The sequence below is a fragment of the Pseudomonas sp. Sample_9 genome, assembly GCF_004307535.1.
GTDB lineage: Bacteria > Pseudomonadota > Gammaproteobacteria > Pseudomonadales > Pseudomonadaceae > Aquipseudomonas > Aquipseudomonas mercuritolerans.
The window spans coordinates 16,587-35,663 of record NZ_RAZO01000006.1; the positions used below are offsets into that span (position 1 = coordinate 16,587).

Below are 19,077 nucleotides of genomic sequence, written 5' to 3' on the forward strand. Positions count from 1 at the left end.
CGCCATGACTGGACATGAAAGAAGTGTGTCGATTGCACAGATGCGCCCTGACAAGCGCGTCGACCCGGAACATCGCATGCGCCTCGACGCAGCGATCCACCGTCAGGGTCGCGGCTGGCTCAGCGGCCGCGATGGCGGCCGCCCATGGCAGCTGTCGCGGACCAACCGGGTGGTCGCCTGCCTCGGTGCGCTGACGATTCTCGTGCTGATTTCGCCAGTGCTGCTGGGTCTGGCCCTGGCCATCAAGTTCACCAGCCCGGGGCCGGTGCTGTTCGTGCAGAAACGCACCGGTTATCGCGGGCGCAAGTTCGGCATGTTCAAGTTCCGCACCATGGTCAGCAACGCCGAAGAACTCAAGGAGTCGCTGCGCCACCTGAACAAACACGGGGCCGACGCCATCGACTTCAAGATCGACAAGGACCCGCGCGTCACCGGCATCGGCAGTTTTCTGCGGCGCACCAGCCTCGATGAGCTGCCCAACCTGATCAACGTGGTGACCGGCGACATGCGCCTGGTCGGCCCTCGCCCGACCTCGTTCAACGCTTACCGCTACAAGGACAATCACCTCGCGCGTCTGGCGATCTACCCCGGCATGACCGGTCTGTGGCAGATCTCCGGACGCAGCAACATCGACTTCGACCAGCGCGTTGAGTTGGACCTCAGCTACATCGCCGAGCAGAGCCTTCTGCTTGATCTGAAGATTCTGTTGAAAACCCCCTTCAAAGTATTCAGCGGCCACGGAGCAAGCTAATGGACGGTTCAACCAATAAAAGCCTGAGCATCGCCAGCCCCAGCGAATCGAATCTGACTTCGACCGTGCTGGATCTCGACCTGCGCAGCCTGTTCCTGACCGCCGCCAATCCCGGCGCCGGCACCACCACCAGCGCGCTGGCGCTGGCCAGTCAACTGGCGCAGATGAGCAGCGGCCAGGTACTGCTGGTCGACGCCAGCCAGTCGGCGAACAACCTCACCCAGCAGATGAACCTCGGCAAGGAGCGCGGCCTGCGCGACCTGCTGTTCAACCCGGACAACCCGCCGCTGTTGCAGGACTGCGTGGTGCAGGTCTCGAGCCTGCCCTTTCATGTGCTGCCCAATGGCCGGCCGATCCGCACGCTGGAGCACCTGACCCCCGAGCGCCTGAGCCCTTTGCTCGAGCAGTTGGGCCGCCAGTACCGCTTCGTGGTGATCGATGGCGACGCGGTGTATTCGGCCGCCGACACGTTGGTCATCAGCACTCAGGTCGACGGCGTGGTGTTTGTCGTGCGCGCCGAAGACACCCGCTGGGAAGTTGCCCAGGCCGCTGTGCAACGCCTGACTCAGGCCGGGGCGAAAGTGGTCGGCAGCGTGTTCAACCGGCGCAAGTACTACATGCCCAAATGGCTTTACAAAAACCTGTAAGCGAACGCAAAGGATGACGCCATGAACGCCAGAATGCTTGTCCTGCTGTTGCTGCCGCTTGCGGGCTGCACCAGCACTTCCGAGACCCGCAACATGCCGGTGAATATCCTCACCGCCACGCCGGCCAACGCCCAGGCCACCGACATGCCGCGGGTCGAACAGACTTTGCGCCCGAAAGACGTGCTGGATGTGATCTTTCACATCAGCACCAGCGGTTCGGACGCTTACCGCGTGCAATCAGGTGACCAGATCGGCCTGAATTTTACCGCCGCCAGCCAGCTCAACGGCACGCAACTGGTGCTGCCCGACGGCACCATCGAACTGCCGGGCGCCAACACCTCGGTGAAAATCGCCGGGCTGACCAGCGAAGAAGCCCGTCAGGAAATCCAGCGTGCGTATGAGCGCAAGCAACTGTTCCAGCCCAACCGCAATCAGCTCTCGGTACAGATTCTCAGCCCGCTGAGCAACGAGCAGAACCTCAAAAGCGCATTGAATCATCCGGCCACCGGCATGAGCCGCGAGATCACCGTCGGCACCGATGGCTACGCGAGTTTTCCGGAAATCGGCGCTGTGCCGCTGCAAGGCATGACCGTCAATCAGCTGGAAACCTTCCTCAACCAGAGATACGCGCAACTGCCAGGGCGAATGACCGTGGACGTGCTGCTCAAGTCCACCGCCGGCAACGAGATCTACGTGCTCGGCGAAGTCGCGCAACCGGGCTCCTACCCGATCCGCCGGCCAGTGTCGGTACTTGAGGCGCTGACCCTGGCGCGCGGCACCAACGTCAAGGCGCGGCTGGATTCGGTGGTGATCATGCGGCGCAACGGCAATCAGGTGCAGGCGATGAACTACGACGTCGAGAAGGCACTGTCCGGTGACGCGCCACAAATCGCGTATCTGCAGCCGGACGACATGCTCTACGTGCCAAAAACCAAACTGGCCAGCGCCGGCGAACTCGCCCGCCAACTGGCTGATGTGGTGCTGTTCCAGGGCGTCGGTTTCAGCTTCGGCTACCGCGTCGACAACAAAGGCAGTGACAACTGACTCTCAGGTGACCGACATGAACCCAAAAGAAAATTACCTGCACGAGTTCTTCAGGATTTTCTTCGCCAACAAGCAAACGGTGAAGCGCATCTTCCTGACCTTTGCAGTGATCGCCCTGCTCCTGCCGTTGCTGCTCAAACAGAGCTTCGATATCACCGCTCAGGTGATAGTGCAGTCGAAAAAACTGTCTCAGGGCGACGCGACCACCTCGCTGACCCAGGACAACGCCACCTTCATTCCGCCATCGCTGGCGGACATGGAAACCGAGAGCAACATCCTCCGTTCGCCGGCGCTGATCCGTCAGACCATCAGCGAACTGCGCGACAAGGGTCAGTACAACCCGCCGCCGGGGGTGCTCAGCAAACTGGCTGGCGAGCCGTTCAAGCGTTACGTCAGCACGCCACTGCGCGAATACGTGGTCAATCCGCTGCGTGATGCGCTGGGCATGCAAACCGATCCGGTGCGCGACACGGTACTGGACGGCTTGACCCAGGAGGCCATCGACAATCTGAAGATCGAAACCTTGCCGGGTTCCAACGTGATCTCGATCGTCTACAGCTTCCCCGATCCGGCCCAGGGCACAACGTTTGTTGCCGCGTTGCTGCAGAACTACCTGGTCGATCGTCAGGCGCTGCAGTCAATCGAGCTGCCGCATTCGTTCTACGAGACCAAGAAGCATCAATATCAGGTGCGGCTCGATGGCCTGGAAGGCGCGCGACTGGGGCTGCTGGAAAGCGTCGGTTCTTCCGACCCGAAAGAGGAAATCACCTTTCGCCTCAACGCGATCAACACCGAAGAGCAGGCACTCAACCTGTATCGCGATCGCTTGCTGCAGAGCCAACGCTGGCTCGATTACCTGAAAACCAGCCTGGCGGCGGCCAACTCCAACAAACTCAACGACTACACCTTCCCGTTCACCTTCACCACGACGGTGGACAACATTGCGTTCGAAGACCGCGAGATCAGGCAGATGGGCGAGGCGCTGACCACTCAGGTCAGCCGCTATATGAATGACCTGGCGGTATTTCAGCCCGGTAGCGAACCGATGTTGCTGGCCCGCGAGCAAATTGCCCGCACCCGCCAGCAGTTCCTCAAAGTGGTCAACAACCGCATCCAGGAACGCACGATCGACCTGTCGGTGGTGAGCCAGGTAATCGAACAGAAAACCGCGCGCATTGCCGAGTTCAAGAATCGCATCCATCAGTTGCAGCAGACCCAAAGCAAGCTGCGTCAGATGGACACCGAGATCGGCGCGTTGCACGCAGCGTTTTCCACCTATGCGCAACGCTTTGCCGAAAGCAGCACGACACGCGCTTTGGACAATGACTTGTCCAATGCCCGGGTGTTGAGTCCACCGTATGAACCGACCGAGGCGGCCTTTCCCAAGCCGATGCTGATCATTCCATTCGGGCTGTTCACCGGGCTTCTGCTGGCAATAGCGTTCGTCTACGTGCGTGAGTTCTTCGACCATCGCTTCAAGCATCCGGCGCAAATCAGCCATGAACTGGGCGTGCCAGTGTTGTTGGTGCTCAACGAAGAAACGTCGCAGCCGGGCAATCCGCACAAGAACTGGACCATGCCAAGCCTGGTTCACTGGGTGCGCAATTGAACGCGGTGTCCACCCCAATCGTCGCCCTGCCGATCATTCATTTGCTCAGCAGCGGCGGCTTCTACGGGGCCGAGCGGATGTTGCTGGATCATTGCCTGGCCACGCCGGGGCAGCACCAGGTGCTGTTCCTCGACGCGCCGCCAGAATTGATCACGCGCTTTCGCGAGGCCGGGGTGGACGCTCGCGCTTGTGCCGGGCTCGGCGAATTGCTGCGGCACTTGCGTCAGCGCCGTGGCGACAAGCCGTTGCTCAACACCCACAACTTCAAAGGGCTGCTGTTCGGCTGGGTCGGCGCCTCGCTGTTGCGCCTGCCGCTGGTGATCACCCAGCACGGCTTCACGCCGCGCAGTCGCAAGCAGAAGTTCTACACCTGGCTGAGCCTGCAACTGTGCCGCACGGCGTCGGTGAAACGGGTGGTCTGCGTGGCGCACAGCATCGCCACGCTGCACCTTGAGGCCAGCGTGCGTGCGGAGAAGTTGCAGGTGATTCCCAACGGTCTGCCAGCGGCGCCAGCGATGCCGCCGGTGGCAGAGCGGCAACGCTGGCTGGCCGGTTACGTCGGTCGCTTGAGCAGCGAAAAAGGCCCGGACCTGTTTCTCGATGCGCTGATCGGCCTGTGTCACCAGCATCCGCAACTGGACGCGGTGATGCTCGGCGACGGCCCGGAACGCGAAGCCTTGCTGGCGCGCATCGACGCTGCCGGTTTGCAGCAGCGGATTCGCCTGCCGGGCTACCAGACGGCGATGCAAGGCTGGTGGCAGCAACTCGATGCGCTGGTGATCAGCTCGCGCACCGAGGGCACGCCGATGATTCTGCTCGAAGCGATGCAGGCCGGGGTGCCGGTGGTGGCGTTCGCGGTCGGCGGTATTCCCGATGTGTTGCAGGACCGCCACAACGGCCTGCTCGCAGCGCCGACGGATACCGTCGCCCTTGCCCGCCAGCTCGACACACTGCTGGCCGAACCGAAGCTGGCCGCGCAGCTGCGCGACAACGCCAGACGCACCCAACAGGAACACTACGACCTCAAGGCTCTGGCCGAACGCTGGTCGCAGCTGTACATCCAAACGGCACGGGAGACACGCGCATGATTTTCCCGCTCTCGATCGTCAGTCTGTTCGCCCTGGTCAGCCTCGGTCTGCTGGCCAGTCCCTGGCCGTATCTGGCGCCGGGGGCGGTGATTGGTCTGGTCGGTTTCACCGTTCTGTACCGCAAGCCGACCTGGGGCCTGCTCGGCATTGCCGCGCTGGTGCCGTTCGAAGGGTTCTTCAAGGACAGCTCGGTGTCGGGCAGCAAGTTGCTCGGCGCCTCGCTGGCAGTGATCGTGATGCTGCAACTGGCGCTGCACCAGATTCCGTCGCAACGCCTGCGCAGCAATCTGTGGCGCTACCTGATCGGTTTCATGGCGCTGTACCTGCTGAGCCTGTTCGCCAGCGACAATCTGGGCATGTCGCAAACTCATCTGCGTGAACTGAGCGTGGGTCTGGTCCTGTTCGTGATCACCCTGTTGATTGGCCGTGAGTTGAATCTGGATCTGTTCGCCCGACTGGTCACGCTCAGTGTCAGCGCGACCTGCGCGATGGCGATGTTTTCCAGCCGATTCCAGGACAAGGGCCGCGCCGCCGGCCTGCTCGAAGACCCGAATGCCTTTGCCCTGCTGATCGCTTTCGCCGTGCCGCTGGGCCTGCTGCTGGTGATTCGCAGCCAGAACCTGCTGCACCGTTTGTTCTGGGCTGGTTGCTGCCTGTTGTTGCTCGGCGGCATGACCAAAACCGAGTCGCGCTCGGGGCTGGTGGTACTGGCGTTGAGTCTGGCAATCGGAGTCTGGCACTACCGCCAGCAGTTGACCCGCATTCGTCCGCGGCATTTCGGCTTCGCCATGCTCGGTGCTGCGATCATCCTTCCGCTGGCGATTTACGCGATGCCGGCCGGTTATCTGGCACGCATCCAGTCACTGAGCATCCTCAGCGCCGGGGCCAAGGCCCAGGACGAATCCCTCGGCCGTCGCGCCTCCTACATTGTCGTTGGCAGCCAGATCATTCGCGAGCATCCGCTGCTCGGCTCCGGCCCTGGCACCTTCCCGCTGCACTACGCGACCACCGGTTATGCCAAGGCGTTCTCGGCCAACCGCAAGATCGGCGACCTGTATCGCCGGGCGCATAACACTTATCTGGAGATCTTCAGCGAACTGGGGATTCCCGCCGGCCTGCTGTTTGTCGGCATGCTGGTGCAGGGTTTCTACAACCTGATCCGTGCACGACGCACGTGGCTGCAACGGCGCGAGTGGCAGCACGCAGGCATGGTTACCCATCTGGGCATGAGCTTTCTGTCGTTGACGTTGTTCCTGATGTTCCTCAGTGCGCCGAACCTGAAATACCTGTGGATCATGCTGGCGCTGACCTGGGTGCTGCGTCTGAAAGCCGAGCAGCCAGCGCTGCCGGAGGCCAAAGCATGAGCCGGATCAGCATTGTCATTCCGATGTTCAACGAAGCCCGGCACATCGGCCGAACGCTGCTGGCCGCCAGCAAGGCCGCGCACGCAGCCGACATCGACTGTGAATTGATAGTCGTCGACAACGGCTCCACCGACGAGGGGCCGCAGATCGCCCGCGCATTCGGCGCGCAGGTCCTGCTGCTGCCCGGCCTGCTGATCGGCGCCTTGCGCAATCGTGGCGCAACGGTTGCCCGCGGTGAATGGCTGGCGTTCATCGATGCCGATATCGAGATGCCCGAAGACTGGCTGAAGCAGATGTTTGCTTTGGCTACGGACGACCAGGGCGACGTCTTCGGCCTCGACCTGCACACCCCTGCCGCCGCGCCGTGGTTCGCCGCCGCGTGGCAGCGCCGTTCTTTGCGCCCGTCGAGCCGCGCTACGCGCACCGTGCAATGGCTGCCCAGTGCCAACCTGCTGATGCGCAAACAGTGGTTCGACAAGGTCGGCGGTTTCAACGAAACCCTGCGCACCGGCGAGGACAAGGAATACACCCTGCGTCTGCACAGGCACGGTGCTCGCCTGCTGTCGGTCAATACCAGCGTCGCCCTGCACTGGGGCTACGAAATGACCTGGCGCGAATGGATCGGCAAGGAACTGTGGCGTCAGGGCAGTCACCTGCAATTGCTCCGTGCCCACGGCATGAGCCTGCGCCTGCTGCGGTTTCCGCTGCTGTCATTGCTGGTGTGGTTGCTCGATGCTCTGGCGATCGTCGCATTGCTGGGCGGCCACGCGCAGCAGGCGTTGCTGCTGCTGATGGCGGGCCTGCTGCCCAGTCTGCTGCTCAGCCTGCGGCAAAGCATTCGCCAGCATCACCTCAGCCTGACCTTGCAACTCTGGGGCCTGCACTGGGTGCGTCTGCACCTGGCGAGCGCGGCATTGATTCTCGGTCTGTGTCATTGGAATGCAAGGAGGCCTGCCCGTGGCTGAACTCATTTTTTGCCTGTGCTTGTTGTTGCCAGCGTACGCCTACATCGGCTATCCGCTGCTGCTGACCTTGCTCGCGCCGCTGTTTCCGGCCTGGCGACATGCTCCCGCACCGCCGCTGAACGTCAGCATCGTGATTGCCGCGCACAACGAGGCACGCCATATCGAGCACAAGCTGCGCACGCTGCTGGCTCAGGACTATCAGCCGGCCGCGTTGCAGATCATTCTGGCCAGCGATGGTTCGACCGATGACACCGTGGCTTGCGCGCACAAAGTGATTGATCCGCGCATCACCGTGCTCGACCTGCCGCGCCAGGGCAAAGCCGCCACGCTGAATGCCGGCGCCGCCCTGAGCAGCGGCGACATTCTGGTGTTCACCGATGCCGACAACCAATGGTCGCGCGACACGCTCGGCCACTTGCTCGCGCCGCTGAGCGATCCGCAGGTCGGCGCCTGCGCGGGGCACATGGTGATCCCGGTTACCGGTGGTGGCCTGAGCGTCGGCGACAGCCTGTATCGGCATTACGAAGGCTGGTTGCGCCGGGTCGAGAATCGCACCGGCTGCATGGTCTCCGCCGACGGCGCCCTGCTCGCCTTGCGCCGCGAGCTATTCCAGAACGTGCCGGCGGAGGTCAACGACGATTTCTTCATCAGTACCTGCGCTCCGGTGGCGCATAAACGCATCGTCTACGTGCCCGAAGCCCAAGTAATCGACCAGGGCGTCGACGAAGCGGACAAGCAATGGCGCCGTCGCCAGCGAGTCACCGTCGGTGGCCTGCAGAGCCTGGCGCAACGCCGTGAACTGCTCAATCCCTTCAAGCACGGCCTGTATTCGATCGCGTTGATCAGCCACAAACTGATTCGTCGACTGGCGCCGGTGCTGTTGCTGCCGCTGCTGCTGAGCAATTTCTGGCTGTGGAACCAGCACGGTTTCTATCGCCTGAGCCTGATCGCGCAATTGCTCGGTTACTCGATTGCCATCGCCGGCCTGCTGGATTCGCAACACCGTTTACCGAAACCGTTCCGCCTCGCGGCCTTCCTGCTGGTGACACTGGCAGGCATGAGCGTCGGCCTGTGGCAGTTCCTGCGCGGGCAACGTTACGCACAGTGGAATCCTGACCAGAATCGTTGAGAGGGCGCATGCCATGGCTATCAAACAACTGATAAAACGCACCAGCGGCTGGCTCTATCTCAACTCGTCCGTGGGGCGCAGCCAGTTGCACGGGGCCGGGGTCATCCTGATGCTCCACCGAGTGCTGGCCAACGACCGTGCGGCCAACCTGCCGCACCGCAATGAACTGTGCGTCGGCCCGCAGGCGTTCGAACACTTGCTGATATGGCTGCGCAAGCATTTCGATTGCGTGCCGCTAATGGAGTTGTTGCAGCCCAACGCCCTGCGCACCGAGCGCCCGCGCGTGGCGCTGACCTTCGATGACGGCTGGCGTGACAACGCGGTCAATGCCTATCCGCTGCTGCAAAAATATCAGGTGCCGGCGAGCATTTTTCTTTCCACCGATTTCATTGGCAGCCGGCAACGCTTCTGGTGGGAAAGCGTCGGTGAAACGCTATGGGGCAGCCATGGCGAAAAGGCCCGTATGCACCTGATCGAGCACCTGCGCATCACCGGCCATCCGCTGCCGGTGTTGCTCGACGATATCGATGTCGACCGGCGCAGCCTGGCACTGCTGCATTACCTGCAAGGGCTGAAGAGCCTCGATCCGCAGGAACTCGAACGTCTGACCAATGAGTGTCCGCCGGATTCTCTGCCGCAAGCGCTGGACTGGCATCAGGTGCGCGCCATGGAAGCCTCCGGTCTGGTGCGCTTCGGCCCCCACGGCGCCAGTCATGCGATCCTCACCGGACTGGATGACGTGCGTCTGCACGAAGAAATCAGCCGCAGCCGCGACGCCCTGCACAACGGCTGCAATCGGCCACTGCCGGTGTATTGCTACCCCAACGGCGACAACGATGAGCGCGTGCGCGAGCAGGTCGCCAATCACGATTATCCGTTTGCGCTTGGCACGTCCACCGGACTCTATCGCGGCGCCGGCGACCCGCTCAACCTGCCGCGCTTCGGCGTCAGCCAGCGCACCGCGCGCACTCCGGAGCTGCTGTCGTTACGGATCTTTCGCGGGGCACGGCCATGAGTCGCGGCAGCTACCTCCGGCATCTGGCCCTGAGCATGGGCACCAAACTGGCGATGATTGCCTTGCGCCTGCTGCGCAATGTGTTGCTGGCGCGGATTCTCGGGCCGAGCGAACGCGGCCTGTTCGCCCTGCTCAGCACCCTGCCGGATCTGATCAGTGCGGCCACCAGCGGCGGCTTGAATTCGGCGGTCGGTTATCAAGCGGCCAACCAGCGGCCGATGGGTCTGTTGCTCGCCCAGGTGCTGGTGTTCGGCTGTCTGCTGGCCGGGCTGCTGACGTTACTGGTGGTGGCGCTGGCGCGAGAATTCGGCAGCGAACTCGACGTCACGATGCAGCTCGGTCTGCTGGCCTGGCTGTTGCTGCTGGCGGTACCGCTGACCGTGCTCAAAAGCGGCCTGCTGACCTTGCACAACGCGTCGGGTGGCGTGGTCGCCTTCAATGTCCTGCGTCTGATCGAATCGCTGGCACCATTACTGCTTTTTGTTGCGCTGTTCTGGATGTGGAAAGAGGCGGCACTCGAAGCGGCGCTGATCAGTTGGCTGGCCGGTATCAGCCTGGTGGTGCTGGTGGGCTGGATGTGGCTCAAACGCGCACAGCCGCTGCAACTGCAATGGGATCGTGCGAGCCAGAAGGAGCTGCTGAAATTCAGTGCACGCAGCCATCCGGACCTGCTGTTCCAACAGGTGATCCTGCGCTCCGATTACTTGTTCATCGGCGCCCTGCTCGGTAGCAGCGCGCTTGGCCATTACGCCATGGCCAGCGCCGCTGCTGAACTGTTGCTGATCGTTCCGGAAGCAGTCACCACACCGCTGATGAAGCGTCTGCTGCAACAGGACAAGGGCATGGACAAGGTCACGCCGCTGGCGCTGCGCCTGACCGCGACGGTAATGCTCTGCGCCTGCGTCACGATGGCGCTGATCGGCGAATGGCTGATCATCATCCTGTTCGGCGTCGCCTACCAACCCGCGTATCCGGCGCTGCTGGCTTTGCTGCCGGGGCTGTTGGGCCTGTGCTACGCAAGCATTCTGCGCCTGGACCTGATCGGCAAGAATCGCCCTGCCACCGTCTCGCTGATGATGGGGGTGGGCGCGTTGCTGAATCTGGGCCTGAATCTGCTGCTGATCCCGAGCTACGGCATCGTCGGCGCAGCAGCGGCGTCCTCGATTGCCTATCTCGCAGTGACCCTGGCGATGCTGGTGCTTTATTGCAGGCTGAGCGGCGTACCGTTCTGGCACACGCTGTTCATTCTGCCCGGTGACCTCAGCCCGATGTGGCTGATGCTGCACCGCAGGAAAGCCGCATGAAGCGCCTGGCCCTGCTGTTCGGTCTCGGCATGACGCTGAAAGCTTTCGCTGCGCCGATGCAGTGGGGCGACATTCGCGACGGCAGCCTGTATCTGCAAGCCGACCGCCCGGATACAGTCACCGTGCGCTGGGTTCCGGCGTGGCAGGCCGAGGCCAATGAAGAGCATATCTATCTGCTTGACGGCCATGGCCGCTTGCAAGGTGATCGCTTCATCAAGGCCAGTGAGGTTCGCGGTTCGCAAAGCTGGCCGCTGGTGCCGGGAGCTGCCGGTTATCGCCTGGAGATTCCCGGCTACAGCTTCCGCAGTTACCGCGTCGAGCATGACGCAACCACCGTGGCGCAGTTCAGTCCGGCCAAGGTGCATTTCAGCGTCGAAACCCGCAATGGTACTGAGCTGTTTTTCCAGGTCGCCCCTGGCGAACACGCGGTGCTGAACGGCAAATACCATGGCGGCGTCAACTCGCTGCAAGCACAGCGTGTAGACGATGGACAACAGCTGTCGCTGGCCCTCAAGCCCCACCGCGCCTATTGGCAATTCGATCAAGTGGCCTTGCCGGTCAGTGACCGGCCTCAGGCCTGGCGCTTGCGCCTGCAGGGCAGCGGCAAAGCGGCGTTCTGGCTCGACGGCACGGCCAACCTGTTTGCGCAGAATCCGCAGCAGCTGCAGCCAGTGCATGAAGAGTCGGGTGAGGTACGCCTGACCCTGCATGGCAAGGTGCTCGGGCGCACTCCGGATCTGGGCATTGCGCTGCCCAATCTGATGCCGCCCGCGAGCAGTCATGCCGCACTGGATGCGTTGAAGCCGGGTGCGGCGAGTTATTACAGCTACGTTGACGTCAGCGCGAAAAATGCCCGCTTCGAAGACCCGGTTCGTCAGCTCTATCAGACGCGCTTCGGCATCCGCCAGGACATCACCCTGCTCGCCGGCACCGGGCGTCAGGCCAATCTGCGCGCCGACGTGCAAAGCAGCAACGGCCTCGATGCCTGGCTCGCCAGCACGCGCACACTGGGTGGGCAAGGCACGCATTACATCGGCTTCGCCGACGAGCCGAACCTCAACTATTCAAGCTACGAAGATTATCGGGCGATTTTTGTCAGCATGGCCCGGCAGGTGCGCAGCGATCCGGCCAACGCCAGGGCCGGCGTGCGCATCGCCATGCCGGCCAGTTCGCGCCTGATCAACGGCCCGTTCGCCAATAACGCCGCAGACAAACGCGGGATTGATTGGGCACGGCGTCTGCTCAGTGAAGCGCCCGATCAGATCGACGCGTTGGCCTGGCACGAATGGATGGTCCGCGACCTGCTCGCCACTCGCGTCTACCGCGACAGCGTACGCCGCGCCGCCGATCTTGTGGGACTCGATAGCCACGGTCAGCCGCGCAAGGCCTTGCTGCTCGACCAGACCAATCTGTCCAGCGGCTCGAGCCTGAGCCCGTACGAGCAGGAAACTCACTACGCCACGCTGTGGTGGACATCGGTGGTCATCAATGCTTCTCAGGACGGCTTGCTGAGCATGCTCAACTGGTTTCAGGCGGCCGACGAACCGCCCTACGCCAAGGGCATGGTGCGCGTGTTGGCCGGCGATCGCTTCGAGCTGAAACCGGTGGGCCTGGCCCAGCAATTCATCGCCCGGCATTGGCTGCCGCACGTGCTGCAACTGGATAACGACGCCTTCGAAGTGGACGTACTGGCGATGGCCGGCGACGAGCAGCGCACTTTGCTCGGGGTGAACAAAGGCACGCGCCTGCAACGCGTTGCTCTGAGCGGTGCCAAGTGCCCGCTCAACCAAGGCGCCCTGCATTTCTTCGGCGCTGACAATCGCGCCCGCGACGCACCATTTGCCTGCGAACACGGGCGCGTGCGTTTCGAATTACCCGGGCAAACCCTGTTTGCCCTGAACTGGAACGCTTCATGAACCGCCCCTCCGCCCTGCGAGCGTGATGCTGCGCGCGGCACTTTCATCAGGAGAAGAGACCATGGAAATCTTGCAAAAACTCAGCGGACATATCCGTCGCAAAGGTCTGCGAGCGACCTTGGCGAAGATCCGCAGAATGTACATTTTTGCCCATCAGCAACTGCTGTGGATGGAACGGGATCTGGTCAGCCCCGTGCCGCCGCATAGCCTCAAACCCTACCCGCCGCTGCGCGTAATGGAAATCACCGCAGACAACGCCAGCGCCTTCACCCGTTACTTCGGCGACCGTGTCGGCGTCATGGCCGAGCTGGCCAGTGAAGGTCACACCGGGCATATGCATGTCGACGAGCATGGCGATGCCGTTGCGTTCATCTGGGGTACGCCGCGCGACTATTTTGATCGGCATTACTACGGTTGCCGGTTCCCGGTGAAACCTGGCGAGTTCTTCGAATTCGGTGGCGAAATGGCCCGCGCCTACTGGGGCACCGAATTGTCAGTCGATGTGCAAGTGCGCCTGTGGAAAGCCATGGCCGTGAAAGGCTGCAGCAAAGTGGTCGATGTTTGTGACTCCAGCAACATTCCGGCGCTCAAGCTGCATCTGCGCATGGGCTATACCGAACAACAGCGGATCACCCATATCTACACGCTGTTTGGTCGCTGGCGCTTTTATCGCGAAACCCGCTACAGCGGTTCGCGCCTGACGGCGTTGCGCAAAACTTCCCGTCCACCTGTCCCAGCAACGGCGGCCTGAACCTATGGCGATGCGATTCGAATGGCGCACATCGCTGTGCGCTGCCGACTTCCCGGCAACGGCCTACGAGGCACTGCGCCTGCGCGTGACCGACCATACGCCGTTCAACAATCTCGGCTGGTTGTGCGCGGCAGAACAGGCGCTGGGCGAGGATCAGCGTCTGCACATTCTGCTCGGCTGGGAAGCAGAATCACTGCGCCTGTGCCTGCCGCTGGTGGCCAGCCGCGAACGCTTCGCGGGCGTGTCATTTCGCGTCCTGCGTCACTTGGGTTATCCGCTGGCCGATCGGTTGGCCCTGCTGTCGTTGCTCGGCGCAGAGGATATGCGCGATGCGCTGATGCTGATCCGTCAGCGCCTGCCCCATGCGCTGCTGCAACTCAACGAACTGTCGGAACCTGCCGGGGAAGAAAGTGCCCTCACCGATTGGATGGCGCGTAGCTCTACTGCTGAACGGCGCCTGAGTTGCCGGGTGCCGGTGCATCTGATCAGCGACGCCGACCATCAGGAAGTCTCCGGCGACCCGCGCTACAAACTGCGTCGGGCGCGCAAACGGATTGCCGCGTGCGGCGCTCAAGTACGGCGAATCACTCCCGATGCGCTGTCGATGCCTACGGTTTTACAGGCGTTGGAAGAAGTCGAGTCGGTCAGTTGGAAAGGTGACGAGGGCGTCGGCATTTTCGCAACTGACCACAGTCGTCAATGGATACAGAACGCCTTCACCGCCCTCGCCGCTCAAGGGCTGGTGCGAGTGGTGACGCTGGAGCTGGACGGCCGCTGCATCAGTTATCGGCTGGGCCTGCTCGAGCAGGGCCGACTCTACGACTACAACCTGGCGTTCCTGCCGCAACATGCCGATCTGGGCAGCGGTCGGGTGCTGCTGGAGGAATGGATTCGCTGGGGCCTGGACGAGCAATGGCACTGGATTGATGCCTCGCGGGTCAGCCTGGAAAACTCCAGCCATCAACTGCACGAGCGCATGACCGGGCAACTGGAACACTGGCGCTGGAGCTTCTACTCATGGCGCCCCAGTGGCTTGCTGCTGGGCCTGGGGCTGCGTCTTTGGTACTGCGTCAAACCGGCCCTGCAAAAATGGCGCGCACAGCGTGCCGGCAAACCGAAAGCGGCAAATACATCCGCAACACAACCTGCAACATCATCCACCACACCAGGGCTAGCGCCTCGGAGAGCATCATGAACGTCATCGACAAACTGCTTCTGCGCATCAAACAAAAAGGCCTGCGCCGCACCCTTGGCGCGTTCGGCAAACGTTATGTCTTCGCTCACCGTGAATTGCTGTGGATGGAGCGCGATCTGGTCACGCCGATCGCGCCGAACAAACTGCGCCCCTGTGAAGGTTTACATAGAGTCGACATCACCGAGGACAACGCCAAGGCTTTCGGCAAGTACTTTGGTGATCGTGTGCAGACCATGGCCGAATTGGCCGCTGAAGGGCACACGGGGCACATGTACCTGGACCAGGAAGGCCACACCGTCGGGTTCGTCTGGGCCAGCACCCGCGACTATTACGATCGCCACTTCTACCGCTACACGTTCACGATCCAGCCCGGTGAGTACTTCCAGTTCGGTGCCGAAATTGCCCGCCCCTATTTCGGCAGCACCTTGACCGTCGACGCACAGACCGCACTTTGGCAAGTCATGGACGCCGGTGGGTACAAAAAAGTGGTGGATATCTGCGACAACGCCAATATCCAGGCCCTGAAGATGCATGTGCGCTTGGGCTATAAGGAACAAGGGCGGATCACCCATGTTTACGACCTGTTCGGCCACTGGCGCTTCTTCCGCGAAACGCGCTACAGCGAGTCAAGGCTGGAGGCGCTGCGCAAGCCGGAAAGACCGGTAGTCAGTGCGCCGGCGCAGGCTTGATTCAGGCTGAATATTTGCGGCGGTTTTGATACCGCCATCGCGAGCAGGCTCGCTCCCACACTGGAATGCGTTTCCCTGTGGGAGCGAGCCTGCTCGCGAAGAGGTCAGTAGCTGCACCGCAGCTCTCACAAGCGATTGGCTGGTTGCCTACAAACTGTGACGACACTTCCAACATCCAGTAAAGATTTGGCCGACTGTTTATCTGTATCCGCTTGGATAGAGTCAAGCACGACATCGGGCGCGACAAATCCTCACAAAGCGCAGACATCCAACGCGCACAAAAAATGGCAAAGGAGGTTTAACCATGAGCCAGACTTTGACGAATTTCGACATGGTCGCGCTGCTCGACAGTGATGAAGCCATCAGTGAGTACCTGTCACAGGTGCTTGCAGACGGAGACAGCGAAGAATTCCTTCGCGCAATCGGCTACGTGTTAAAGGCGCGAGGAATGACGCAGATCGCCAAGGATTCAGGCATGGGTCGTGAAAGTTTGTACAAGGCTTTTGCTCCCGGAGCGAAGCCGCGCTTTGACACAGTGTTGAAGGTAATTCATGCACTAGGCATTGATCTCTATGCGCAGCCGGGGCACGTAGTCAATCACGCCGTTCCGTGAATTTTGTAGCGGTCGCAATGCCGCCCATCGCGAGCAGGCTCGCTCCCACAATGGAATGCGTTTCCCTGTGGGAGCGAGCCTGCTCGCGAAGAGGCCAGCCGTCGCAATAAAGGATCTCAGGCCTTGCTCGCCACCAGGCTAAAGCACATCGGCAACTGCGCCTGCTGGTTCAGGTAGCAGTCATACACCTCTTCCCGGTTCGAATGCGCATATTCTTGAAAATCCACAATGCGCAGCCCCGCTCCAATGGCGCCGCTGAAGATCGCGCCCAGCGTATGCACGAACCAGTACGACTTTGCCGCCGGCTGCTCGACTTTACCTACGTAAACGATCGGCTCTTGCTGCACAAACGGCTCGGCACGGAAATACGAGCTGGCGAGGCGGTAGGGATCGTCAGCCTGCGGATCAACCATTTCCAGAAACGGATGGGTTTCGTAGATCACCAGTTTGCCGCCCGGCTTCAGCACCTGCGCGACATGATGGAAGAATTCGCCGATGTCAGGCATCCAGTTGAGTACACCAATGGTAATCAGGGCTACGTCGAAGCGGTTATGCAGCGATGCGGGCAGATGGTGGATGTCGCTCTCGACGAATTCGGCAGTATGCGGCGAGCGGCTGTTGAGCTCGCGGGCCTGCTCAAGAAACGCTGCGGATTGATCGACGCCGACGACACTGCGCGCACCCAGCGCGAACAGCGACAGGCTTTCCCGACCGTTATTGCAGCCCAGTTGAATCACGTCTTTGCCGTCGACGTCCAGCAAGCCGCGCGAGGTGTAATCAAGGCAGCAAAACTCCGCCTGCGCGACATCGTTGAGCAATGCCTGCCAGTCCGGCGAATCCTGATGATGGCGGGCGGAATCGTTCCACGCCTGTCGATTGCTTTCGATGGCGGTTTTGGGGTTGGGCACTTCCATGGCGCTACTCCGGGTGAGGCTCGTGATTGAGCGGCGTGAGTCTAGAACAGACCCGGGGTGGCGGTTGTTCCAATGTTGTAATCACACTGCGCAGTCCTCTTCAGCGAGTCCTACAGAAAAAGGAAGGAACTCGGGATACCCCAACCGTTTTCCTACATCTTCCGTCGGTTGGCCGTCGGAAGCGCTCAGTCTAGGATTTGTCGAACTACAAGTACTCATGGAGCTCGACCCAGATGCAGTTCATCCAGACAACGACGACAGCAATCCCTGTACCGAATAGACTGCCAGGCATTGATCCCGGAGGCACAATGGACGGCAAAATCTTTCCCGACGATTCAGGGTTTGAAAACGACGAGCAGGCTGCCAGTCATGATCGCTGGTTGCGAGCCAAGGTGCAGGCGTCCAGAGATGATCCCCATCCGAGTCTCCCCCATGAGGACGTGATGGCGGACATGCATGCCTTGATCGAATCCATGCGAAAAAAGGCTGATGCAGATTGAGTGGCGGCCCGAAGCCAAGGCCGATCTTTCGAACATCCTCAGATACATTGGCGAGAGAAACTTTGCAGCCGCAGTGAGTCTCTCGAAATCCATCGAAGAATCCACAACCTCACTCTCCGTTCATCCCCATCTCTACCGTAAAGGTCGATCTCCCGGCACCCGGGAAATCGTTGTACATCCTAACTACGTAGTGATTTATGAGGTGACGGATCGAATCGAGATACTTAGCGTTTTGCATACCCGACAGGAATATCCATAAAGACATAGCAGGAAAAAACGGTGTGACGTTCGCCCGATCGATAACACGCCGTTTGTTTGCCCAGTAGGCACCACTATCAAAGATTCACATGACTCTGGTTAAGCCGCTCACGCAGAAACTCCACCAGTGCCTGCACCGGCCGCGAAGCCTGGCGATGTTGCGGATATACCGCCGACAAGGTCAGTGGCTCCGGGCGTAAATCATCCAGCACCGGCACCAGCCGCCCGTCCTTCAGCGCCGCGCCGACGATGAAGGTCGGCAGATAGGTGATCCCCATCCCCTGCACCGCCGCGTCTCGCAGCAGTTCGCCGTTGTTGACGCGCATGCGCCCGGTGACGTTGATCAGCAGCGGTTTGCCCGGTGCTTCGTTGAAGCGCCATTGCACCGAGCGACCGTGGCCGTAAGGCAGGCAATCGTGGCTGTGCAGGTCTTCGGGTTTGAGTGGTGTGCCGTGCTCGGCAAGGTAGGCCGGGCTGGCGCAGTAGACCCGTTCGATGCTAGCGATGCGCCGGGCGATCAGTGTCGAGTCCTCCAGCACGCCGATGCGCAGGGCCAGGTCGTAGCCCTCGCCGAGCAGGTCGACCGGGCGATCGCTCAGATCGACCTCGACGGTGACTTCGCGATAACGCTGCAGGAACAACGGCAGCAGACAACCCAGATGCGCCACCGCGAACGACAGCGGCGCGCTCAGGCGAATCGTGCCGCGCGGCTCGGCGGTTTCGCCGGCGATGCCCTGCTCGACCTGCTCTACCTCGCCGAGCAAACGCAACGCCGATTCGTAATAGCTCTGCCCCAGCGGCGTGACGTCGAGGCGGCGGGTCGAGCGATTCAACAAGCGCACACCAAGTCGCTCTTCCAGTTGCATCAAACGGCGGCTGACGAACTGCTTGGACAGCCCCAACTGATCGGCCGCGGCGGTGAAGCTGCCGGAGTCCATGACCTGGCAAAAAATACGCATGTCTTCGAACGGGTTCATTGTCACTCTCTGGTGGACAGTTAAACGCTTTATAGCCGCTTTTTCGCTTTTCAGCAGCCCATTAATCTGTGCTCACGGTTTGAAAACAACCCTGAACAGGTAGGAGCTGCCGCAGGCTGCGATCTTTTGATCTTGATCTGCAGTGACGCTGGAAATGGCAAAACAGGATCAAAAGATCGCAGCCTTCGGCAGCTCCTACACGAACGTATAAATACTCAAAAATGGAATTGAACATGAGCATCAAGAAAACCCTCGCCGCGTCCCTCCTCGCCCTGTCCGTCAGCAGCGCTTTTGCCGCTGGCAGCCCTGGCGTCGAACACAACACCCAAGCGTTCCTCGATGCCCTCG

19 protein-coding genes and 1 pseudogene are annotated in these 19,077 nt (G+C 61.3%); 18 read left to right on the top strand and 2 right to left on the bottom strand.

Annotated features, from left to right (window positions below; genetic code table 11):
* The first annotated feature begins 4 nt into the window (after nt 1-4).
* From D6877_RS00365 to D6877_RS00440, 15 genes are all read left to right on the top strand, one after another.
* Nucleotides 5-751: a sugar transferase gene (locus tag D6877_RS00365; protein ID WP_110646483.1), complete on the top strand. Its 747-nt coding sequence runs from the start codon at nt 5-7 to the stop codon at nt 749-751.
* Nucleotides 751-1,398: a CpsD/CapB family tyrosine-protein kinase gene (locus D6877_RS00370; RefSeq protein ID WP_130909490.1), complete on the top strand. Its 648-nt coding sequence runs from the start codon at nt 751-753 to the stop codon at nt 1,396-1,398. The genes D6877_RS00365 and D6877_RS00370 overlap by 1 nt, the downstream gene beginning before the upstream one ends.
* A 21-nt stretch (nt 1,399-1,419) precedes the next feature.
* Nucleotides 1,420-2,442, top strand: a complete 1,023-nt coding sequence (locus D6877_RS00375) for a polysaccharide biosynthesis/export family protein (RefSeq protein WP_130909491.1) — start codon at nt 1,420-1,422, stop codon at nt 2,440-2,442.
* A gap of 16 nt (nt 2,443-2,458) precedes the next feature.
* Entirely contained in the window at nt 2,459-4,051 is a 1,593-nt protein-coding gene (locus tag D6877_RS00380; RefSeq protein WP_130909492.1) for a Wzz/FepE/Etk N-terminal domain-containing protein, read from the top strand.
* Complete coding sequence (locus tag D6877_RS00385; RefSeq protein WP_130909493.1) at nt 4,048-5,139, top strand: glycosyltransferase family 4 protein; 1,092 nt, start codon at nt 4,048-4,050, stop codon at nt 5,137-5,139. Before D6877_RS00380 ends, D6877_RS00385 begins: the two co-directional genes overlap by 4 nt.
* The gene (locus tag D6877_RS00390; protein ID WP_130909494.1) at nt 5,136-6,503 is read left to right on the top strand and encodes an O-antigen ligase family protein; all 1,368 of its coding nucleotides are present in this window, start codon (nt 5,136-5,138) and stop codon (nt 6,501-6,503) included. The genes D6877_RS00385 and D6877_RS00390 overlap by 4 nt, the downstream gene beginning before the upstream one ends.
* Complete coding sequence (locus D6877_RS00395) at nt 6,500-7,468, top strand: glycosyltransferase (protein ID WP_130909495.1); 969 nt, start codon at nt 6,500-6,502, stop codon at nt 7,466-7,468. The genes D6877_RS00390 and D6877_RS00395 overlap by 4 nt, the downstream gene beginning before the upstream one ends.
* On the top strand, nt 7,461-8,597 hold the full coding sequence (locus D6877_RS00400; protein ID WP_130909496.1) for a glycosyltransferase: 1,137 nt from the start codon (nt 7,461-7,463) through the stop codon (nt 8,595-8,597). The genes D6877_RS00395 and D6877_RS00400 overlap by 8 nt, the downstream gene beginning before the upstream one ends.
* A gap of 13 nt (nt 8,598-8,610) precedes the next feature.
* On the top strand, nt 8,611-9,612 hold the full coding sequence (locus D6877_RS00405; RefSeq protein WP_130909497.1) for a polysaccharide deacetylase family protein: 1,002 nt from the start codon (nt 8,611-8,613) through the stop codon (nt 9,610-9,612).
* Complete coding sequence (locus tag D6877_RS00410; RefSeq protein WP_130909498.1) at nt 9,609-10,916, top strand: oligosaccharide flippase family protein; 1,308 nt, start codon at nt 9,609-9,611, stop codon at nt 10,914-10,916. Before D6877_RS00405 ends, D6877_RS00410 begins: the two co-directional genes overlap by 4 nt.
* On the top strand, nt 10,913-12,832 hold the full coding sequence (locus D6877_RS00415; RefSeq protein ID WP_130909499.1) for a hypothetical protein: 1,920 nt from the start codon (nt 10,913-10,915) through the stop codon (nt 12,830-12,832). The genes D6877_RS00410 and D6877_RS00415 overlap by 4 nt, the downstream gene beginning before the upstream one ends.
* Nucleotides 12,833-12,893: 61 nt before the next feature.
* Nucleotides 12,894-13,583: an N-acetyltransferase gene (locus D6877_RS00420; RefSeq protein WP_130909500.1), complete on the top strand. Its 690-nt coding sequence runs from the start codon at nt 12,894-12,896 to the stop codon at nt 13,581-13,583.
* Between the two features lie 4 nt (nt 13,584-13,587).
* Nucleotides 13,588-14,778, top strand: coding sequence for a GNAT family N-acetyltransferase (locus tag D6877_RS00425; RefSeq protein WP_130909501.1), 1,191 nt, complete (start codon nt 13,588-13,590; stop codon nt 14,776-14,778).
* Nucleotides 14,775-15,467, top strand: coding sequence for an N-acetyltransferase (locus D6877_RS00430; RefSeq protein ID WP_130909502.1), 693 nt, complete (start codon nt 14,775-14,777; stop codon nt 15,465-15,467). The genes D6877_RS00425 and D6877_RS00430 overlap by 4 nt, the downstream gene beginning before the upstream one ends.
* A gap of 304 nt (nt 15,468-15,771) precedes the next feature.
* Nucleotides 15,772-16,080 (top strand): addiction module antidote protein, encoded by a 309-nt coding sequence (locus tag D6877_RS00440; RefSeq protein WP_130909504.1) that lies wholly within the window; start codon nt 15,772-15,774, stop codon nt 16,078-16,080.
* A 116-nt stretch (nt 16,081-16,196) separates the two neighbouring features.
* Here D6877_RS00440 and D6877_RS00445 read toward each other — a convergent pair whose 3' ends face one another.
* Nucleotides 16,197-16,994, bottom strand: a complete 798-nt coding sequence (locus D6877_RS00445) for a class I SAM-dependent methyltransferase (RefSeq protein ID WP_130909505.1) — start codon at nt 16,992-16,994, stop codon at nt 16,197-16,199.
* A 308-nt stretch (nt 16,995-17,302) separates the two neighbouring features.
* Here D6877_RS00445 and D6877_RS00450 point away from each other — a divergent pair, with 308 nt between their 5' ends.
* Complete coding sequence (locus D6877_RS00450; protein WP_038862015.1) at nt 17,303-17,494, top strand: hypothetical protein; 192 nt, start codon at nt 17,303-17,305, stop codon at nt 17,492-17,494.
* Nucleotides 17,484-17,753, top strand: coding sequence for a type II toxin-antitoxin system mRNA interferase toxin, RelE/StbE family (locus tag D6877_RS00455; protein WP_082228561.1), 270 nt, complete (start codon nt 17,484-17,486; stop codon nt 17,751-17,753). The genes D6877_RS00450 and D6877_RS00455 overlap by 11 nt, the downstream gene beginning before the upstream one ends.
* A 76-nt stretch (nt 17,754-17,829) precedes the next feature.
* Here the strand turns inward: D6877_RS00455 and D6877_RS00460 are convergent, their stop codons facing one another.
* Nucleotides 17,830-18,729 carry a LysR family transcriptional regulator gene (locus tag D6877_RS00460; RefSeq protein ID WP_130909506.1) on the bottom strand — a complete coding sequence of 300 codons (900 nt, stop codon included), beginning with the start codon at nt 18,727-18,729 and terminating at the stop codon, nt 17,830-17,832.
* Nucleotides 18,730-18,962: 233 nt separating this feature from the next.
* Here D6877_RS00460 and D6877_RS29730 point away from each other — a divergent pair.
* Nucleotides 18,963-19,077 (top strand): annotated as a pseudogene (locus tag D6877_RS29730) (alpha/beta hydrolase); the annotation flags it as partial.